The following is a 6,563-nucleotide window of genomic DNA, read 5'->3' as shown; positions in this document are numbered from 1 at the left end:
CGTGACCGCGCTCAGATCGCGATCGGGTGGGACGTCCTGCCGGACGCCTCGTCGATCTCGTCGTGCGCCTTGGTGAGCAGTTTCATCGCCAGTTCGTTCAGGGCCCTTGCCCCAGCGACCTCCTCACCGACCCGCGGCTGATTGGAGTCGGTGTGGTGGCGGCTTGCGTACCCGTGGGCCCGCACCTCCTGCCCATCGGGCAGCCGCACGAGAGCCGCCGCCCTGGTGCGCTGATCGTCCTCCTGGAATTCCAGCTCCACATGCCATCCGATCGCGGTGTGCGTCATGACGATCACCTCCGGAACCGCTGCTTCCAGAGTGCCCCTCCACGCCCGCCGATGCACGACGTCGACAGGCCCTGGCCCAGGCCCAGGCCCAGGCGGCCTTGCGGTGTGATGGCTAAAGCGCGTCGAACGGAGGCACGATACGGACAATGATGATCAACGGGTCGCGCGGTGCCACCAGGTAGTAGAACCAGCCGCCGACGGCGTCCATGCGGCGCAGACCGCCCGGTCGGGGGCCGTTGCCGAGATCGCTGACGTCAATGCCCGTACTGGCAAGGTCGACGAGTTGGCCGGCCAGACGTTCCACTTCCGCCACCGCGTGAACCGGAATGCCACCAGCCACGTGGTCGTGGTCAGGGTCGTACTCCCAGCGCCATTCCCCGCTCACCGGGCCGGGAGGCCGATGGCCGCGTGAGCTTCGTCCAGCATCCGTCCGATCTCTGAGGCGGCCTGCCGTGCCTGGGCGGCGTCGCCCGACTCGGCGGTGTCTTCCCAGCGGCGGAGCTCTGCTGCCAGGTAGGGCTGACGCTGGATGTGGACATAGGTGGCCCACTGGGCGATGAAGCCCTGGAGCGGCGCCAGATCGGAGCCCTGCCGGGACTGGTCGGCCGCCTGGTCCAACTCCCGGGTGAATGCCGGTAGTGCGGCAGGCGCAATCTGACGGATGGCCTGCCGCAGCGCGGTAACCGTGGCAGGGGGCTGGGGGATGAGTGGTTGCCCAGCGGCGGAGGTGGTCATGGCTACTCCCATGGGCGCGATTCTGATCCCATGCGTCAGCGTATCGGGCATGAGTGCTCTTCCCACGCTCGAACGAGTGACGCAGAAGCGATACAGCACCCGCCTGGACCCGTCTGAGGAGACGGCCTCGGTGGACTGACCTCTGGTGGCACGTTTTGTGCCGAGCGGTCGCGCTTGGGGTCGGCGACGCGGAGGCCCCGGCTGTTGGGGCGGCCTACAGAATGGCCTCAGCCGGTGCACGACTTCCCTCACGCCAAGCGGGCGGACCAGGTGCCGCGACGCCGGCATCAGCCGGCCTCACTTGAACCGCGAACGACCCCCAACGGTCGCGTTCCCCCTGTCCCCGACCCTACTCAGCCCGGCTCTGTCTGGTCGGGCGGTTCGGACTGTTCTGTCTTCGCGAGCAGGACGCCCAGGCGGCGCAGGACGTCGACCTGGGCGGGGTTGTAGAGGTCCGTGAGCGCTTTGTCGACCGTCCGCTTGGCGAACCGCTCACCACCAGGGGCATCGGCGCGCAGCGTACTCAGTCCCGGGTGCTGCCGGTACAGCGCGTGCAGGCTGGGGACCATGCGTTCGGCCAGGTCGGCGCGGGTGTGTTCATCGGCGTCGGCGGGCAGCCTCTCGAACTCCTCACCTACGGGACCGATGGTGGGGTTCTGCAGGAAGTCGGCGTAGGCATCCATGCCCTTCGGGCCGAGCACCGTACCCATGACGGTCACGAACGAGCGATCCGCTTCGGGCATCGGGGTGTCCGCCGCCGCGGTGAACTCGGGTGGCAGGTCGGTCGGCGCCGCTTGGTGCAGGATGAGGCTCAGCTCCATCCTGGCCCGCTGCAACCGTTCGATCGTGGCTGCCAGTTCGGCGTCGAGGGCGCGCAGCGCTTCCTCCGGGTGGTCGTCGGCAGTGCCCATTTCGGCGATCCGGGACAGAGAGAACCCCAGGTCCACAAGGCGCTTGATGCGCAGCAGCCTGACGAGGTGGGTCACCCCGTACTGCTTGTAGCCGTTGGCGCGGCGTTCCGGCTCGGAGAGAAGACCGACCTCGTGGTAGTGCCGTACCGCACGCAGGCTGGTGCCCGCGAGCTCGGCGATCTCACGTGTGCTCCACGCCACGACGCTCTCACTCCGTCCCGCCGCCGGGCGTCGGCGCGTCCGCACCGACGGACTCCACTCGAAACCATGCCGTCGCGGCACAGTCAAACGCGGCCTGACCAAGAGGGTGGACGCCGCAGCGCTCGACCACCTCGACCACCTCGACCACCCGGAAGTGACCCGTCCCACACGGTTCGCGGCTTGAGTGTGCCGTAACGGCACAGTCTTTCCTGTTTCTCGGTTTGCCCGCCACCACGACCGAATCCGGGAGGACAGGATGACCACGACCGACCACCGCCCGCCCACCCCCCGCCGCGCACCGTTACGAGCGCTGCTTGCGGTGGCCCTCGCGATCGCAACTCTGGCTGCCTCACTGTCCGTTGTCGTCCTCACCCCGCAGTCCGCGCGCGCCGAGGGTCCGGGTGACAGAACGGTCATCACGTGGAACATGCAGGGCGAGAGTCTGGGCGGCGAATCCGGTGCCAAGTGGCGGCAGGTTCGCACCTACCTGCAGCAGGCATCCATCTTGCTGTTGCAGGAGGCTGGTCCCGGTCCGCCGTCGAGCCTGCACGACGACAACCAACGGCGCATCTCGTCGGTCACCCGCACCACGGTGGACGGGCACGAATACCAGAACAGCCTGTGGAACCCAGCCGGCTCGAACAGGGGCACACCGTACGAGGCCTACTTCCTGCAGACGGACTCCAACGGTGGGTCGGGCACCGGCGGCCGGGTGAACGTCGAAGTCATCACCCGCAGTACGCCGGACCAGGTCCGGGTGGTCGAAAACCCCGTTGACGCCGGCCGCCGTGCCCTGGGCGTGCGTTTCGGCAACCACTGGTACTTCACCTTCCACGGCCTGTCCGGCGGTGGCGGCGACTCCGCGAGCATGCTCACGGCGATCAACAACGCTGTCGCGTCCTGGGGCACCCAGTACGAGTGGACGGTGGGCGGTGACTTCAACACCACCCCGGAGGAACTGGAGAACCGGGCGCAGTTCCCCCCTGCGGCGTGGACCTACCGCACCCATCAGCCGACGCACCGCAGCGAGAACGGCGTGGAGCGCGAGCTGGACTACCTGGTGAGCGACCAGTTCGACCGCGACCCTCCGATGCACCTCCTGCGACCAGGGATCTCCGATCACCACCCGGTGCAGATGGGCCCCAACCAGCGCGACGAGCCCCCGCGGCCCGCGGAGATGAGGATCACCTGGCTGGGCGATTCCATCGCCGCCGGGGAGAACAGCACCCAAGGCAACGGAGGCCGCCACTACTTTTCCCAGGGCAGCCGCACCAACGGCTACGTCGACGACACGGGTTCCCATGTGCGGCGGGACATCAACATGGTTGGCTCCCAGCGCTCCGGGCGCATGAGAGACCGCGACCACGAGGGTCACCCGGGCAACCGGATCGACCAACTCGCAGTGAAGGCGGAATGCTCGATCAAGGCGTACCGGCCCAATGTGGTCGCCCTGATCGCCGGCATGAACGACATGAACCAGGACCGCGAGCGCGGTGCTCCGGAGCGGTTGGGTGCCCTGATCGACCAGATCCTGAAAGACGCCCCGGAGACCACGGTCCTGGTGGCGACGGTGACCCCTTCGACCAAGGCGGGGATGCAGGCCAAGATCGACCGCTTCAACGCCGAACTGCCCCGCCTCGTCGACGATCGCCAGCGTCAGGGCAAGCACGTCCGCCTCGTCGACATGGGAGACCTCACCACCGCGGATGTCGACGGCTCGCACCCCCACGACGAGGGCTACCGCGAGATGGCCGGCAAGTTCCGCGACTCGCTGATGCTCGCCGAGCGGCAGGGGTGGCTGAAGGAACCTGTTCCGGGCAACGGCAAGGGATGCGATCCCGCTGACCCGGGCGGAGACGAGAGCAAGGCAGGCCCGGGCTGGCGCCCGCTGGGTGTCGTCGCCCCCGGCATGAGCCATCCCTCGGGCCGCACCGACCTCGCGGACTTCGACGGCGACGGCCGTGACGACTACGTGCGCATCGACGAGAAGAACCGCACGTTGCGCATCGCGGTGAACCGCGAGGACCTGCCCGGCCAACCGCGCTGGAAGGAGGTGAAGTCGGACCTCGACCTCGATATCAGCTGGCACAAGGGCTGGAAACTCCACTTCGCCGATATCGACGGAGACGGAAAGGACGACGTCGTCGTGGCCCCTCCCTCGGGCACCAACGAGGCTGTCAGGGTTCACCTGGTCAACGACCTGAAGGGAGACACCCTCGTCTGGGCGGGGGGCGGTCCGGTCGGCCTGACCCTCGACGATGTCCCGCAGGAAGCCGTCCGGTTCGCCGACGTCAACGGTGACGGCCGCGACGACTACCTCAGGGCCGGCGAGAACGGCTCCGTCCACGCCTACTACAACCTCGAGTCGGACACCGGTGGCTGGGAGTGGAAGGAGCACCGGAACTGGGCGCCCGGCGTCTCCTACGGCTCCCGCAGCGGGCTCCGCCTCGCCGACGTCAACGGCGACAGCAAGGCGGACTACCTCATGGTCGGCAAGCTCGGGGCCGTCCACGCCTACATCAACAAGGGCGGCCGGGGCCACGGAGGCTTCACCGAGATCCGCGACTTCGTCAGGGAGACCGGATACCCCGGTGACAAGTCCACGTTCCGCGACATCAGCGGCGACGGAAAGGCCGACTACGTCGTCGTCTACGACGGCGGATCCGTCCGGTCCTGGCTCAACAAAGGCGGCAACACCTAGAGCCCCCACCGGATGAACCCTCCCCGTCGGGGCCTGGTGCATGCAGCCACCAGGCCCCGACGGACTGTCCTGCCCCCCTCGCGCACTGGATATCCGACGGACGCGGGCGGCGGGCACAGGGTGCGGGCATGCCCTGCGGCGAGCGAGCCGTGACGCGCGTCGTTGACTGAGGACTCGCGGAGCGAGCGATCGGTGCCAGCTCCGCCCCTGGCCCGGGGCCGGGGCCAGGGCGGCTTTCGAAACGCCCCTCAGCCCGCCCGCAACATCAACCCGATGCCCACCACCAGCAGTCCGGCCGCCACGACCCGCGGCGCCCCGAACCGCTCCTTGAAGAACACCGCGCCGATCGCCGCGCCCACGATGATCGAGGACTCGCGGAGCGCGGCGATCGGAGCCAGGTCCGCCCGGGTCTGGGCCCACAGGACCAGCCCGTACGCCCCCACGGACAGCGCGGCGCCGAGCAGTCCGAGGCCGGCGAAAGGGCGGAGCACCTGGACGGTCTCCCCGCGCCAGCGGAACGCCGCCGCGTACGCCGGCAGCACCAGTCCCTGCACCGCCATCAGCCAGGCGGTGTAGCCGAGGGACGAGCCCGAGGCCCGTACGCCCAGGCCGTCCACCACCGTGTACGCCGCGATCGACAGGCCCGTGGTCAGGGCCGCGCCGATCGCCGCCCAGTGCGGACGTTGCCCGCGCAGGCCCCACAGCGCCACCCCCGTGAGCCCGGCGCAGCTCAGCGCGATGCCGGCCGCCGCCCAGCCGTCCGGCACCTCGTGCGCGAACACGGCGGCGAGCAAGGTCACGACGAGCGGGGCGGTGCCGCGCGCGATCGGGTACGCCTGCCCGAAGTCGCCCAGCCGGAACGACGTCATGAGCAGCACGTAGTAGACGAGGTGGATCAGCGCGGACACGATCAGGTACGGCCACGCCCCGGCCGCCGGAACGGCCACGAACGGCATGGCGGCGAACCCGAGCAGCGCGCCACCGCCCGAGATCAGCGCGAAGCCGACGAGCTTGTCGGTGATGCGGTGGGCGATCGCGTTCCAGCTGGCGTGCGTGACCGCGGCGAACAGGACAGCCGCGGTCACGGTGGGAGTCACGCGGTCTGCTCCCGTACGTCGGCCAGGGTGGCGCCCGCGTGCATGACCAACTCCTTGGGGGCCATGGGGAACACGGCGTGCGGGGTGCCCGCGGCCGCCCACACGGTGTCGTGGTCCAGCAGTGAACGGTCGGCCAGCACACGGGTCTTCGTACGGTGTCCGAAGGGCGGCACACCGCCGATCGCGTACCCGGTCGTCTCCCGTACGACCTCGGGCTTGGCGCGTGTCACCTTCTCGGCGCCCAGCTCCCGCCGTACGAGCTCCACGTCGACGCGGGAGGCGCCGTCCATGAGGACCAGTACGGGGACGCCGTCCGCCGCGAACACCAGGGACTTGCAGATCTCGCTGAGTTCGCAGCCGATCGCTGCGGCGGCCTCGGCGGCGGTGCGGGTGGCGTCCGGGAAGCGGCGGATCCTGTTGTGGAGCTCGCCGAGCCCCAACGCGGTGAGCGCTTCGGCGAATCGGGGGCTGGCGCCGGAGGTGGTCGTGGGGGTGGCGTCGGAAGCGTCGGTCATGGAGGGCACGGTAGCGGTGGGTGTACGGGCCATGCGACTGGGTTACGGGGCGTGTTTCGCCCCCGCCGCCCCTACCCGTCCCCTTCTGTCCCTGGGGGCTCCGCCCCCAGACCCCC

Annotated in this window: 7 protein-coding genes; 1 reads left to right on the top strand and 6 read right to left on the bottom strand. The window is 69.5% G+C overall.

From position 1 onward, the window contains the following. Positions 1–11 precede the first annotated feature (11 nt). The 4 genes from AB0959_RS43115 to AB0959_RS43100 form a co-directional block, all read right to left on the bottom strand. A complete protein-coding gene (locus AB0959_RS43115; protein ID WP_366832322.1) occupies positions 12–287 on the bottom strand; it encodes a DUF1876 domain-containing protein in 276 nt (91 codons plus the stop codon). Between the two features lie 112 nt (positions 288–399). Further along, positions 400–600, bottom strand: a complete 201-nt coding sequence (locus AB0959_RS43110) for a hypothetical protein (protein WP_366832321.1) — start codon at positions 598–600, stop codon at positions 400–402. 68 nt (positions 601–668) lie between these two features. Then, complete coding sequence (locus tag AB0959_RS43105; RefSeq protein ID WP_366832384.1) at positions 669–1,022, bottom strand: DUF6247 family protein; 354 nt, start codon at positions 1,020–1,022, stop codon at positions 669–671. Between the two features lie 353 nt (positions 1,023–1,375). Continuing rightward, positions 1,376–2,134, bottom strand: coding sequence for a MerR family transcriptional regulator (locus AB0959_RS43100; protein WP_366832320.1), 759 nt, complete (start codon positions 2,132–2,134; stop codon positions 1,376–1,378). A gap of 256 nt (positions 2,135–2,390) precedes the next feature. On the opposite strand from AB0959_RS43100, the gene AB0959_RS43095 reads away from it, so the two are divergent. Continuing rightward, positions 2,391–4,835, top strand: a complete 2,445-nt coding sequence (locus AB0959_RS43095; RefSeq protein WP_366832319.1) for an FG-GAP-like repeat-containing protein — start codon at positions 2,391–2,393, stop codon at positions 4,833–4,835. A 248-nt stretch (positions 4,836–5,083) separates the two neighbouring features. Here AB0959_RS43095 and AB0959_RS43090 read toward each other — a convergent pair whose 3' ends face one another. Both AB0959_RS43090 and AB0959_RS43085 read right to left on the bottom strand, forming a co-directional pair. Next, on the bottom strand, positions 5,084–5,932 hold the full coding sequence (locus AB0959_RS43090) for a DMT family transporter (protein ID WP_366832318.1): 849 nt from the start codon (positions 5,930–5,932) through the stop codon (positions 5,084–5,086). Beyond that, on the bottom strand, positions 5,929–6,447 hold the full coding sequence (locus AB0959_RS43085; protein ID WP_366832317.1) for a YbaK/EbsC family protein: 519 nt from the start codon (positions 6,445–6,447) through the stop codon (positions 5,929–5,931). The genes AB0959_RS43090 and AB0959_RS43085 overlap by 4 nt, the downstream gene beginning before the upstream one ends. Positions 6,448–6,563 lie beyond the last annotated feature (116 nt).

The organism is Streptomyces sp. NPDC046862 (assembly GCF_040704615.1).
Taxonomy (GTDB): Bacteria; Actinomycetota; Actinomycetes; order Streptomycetales; family Streptomycetaceae; genus Streptomyces.
This window is presented reverse-complemented; position numbering and strand designations above follow the sequence as displayed.

What these genes read in the sequence shown, in the direction of transcription:
- AB0959_RS43095 (WP_366832319.1), top strand. Translation starts at nt 2,391, where the DNA reads ATGACCACGACCGACCACCGCCCGCCCACCCCCCGCCGCGCACCGTTA.
- AB0959_RS43115 (WP_366832322.1), bottom strand. Translation starts at nt 287, where the DNA reads ATGACGCACACCGCGATCGGATGGCATGTGGAGCTGGAATTCCAGGAG.
- AB0959_RS43085 (WP_366832317.1), bottom strand. Translation starts at nt 6,447, where the DNA reads ATGACCGACGCTTCCGACGCCACCCCCACGACCACCTCCGGCGCCAGC.
- AB0959_RS43105 (WP_366832384.1), bottom strand. Translation starts at nt 1,022, where the DNA reads ATGACCACCTCCGCCGCTGGGCAACCACTCATCCCCCAGCCCCCTGCC.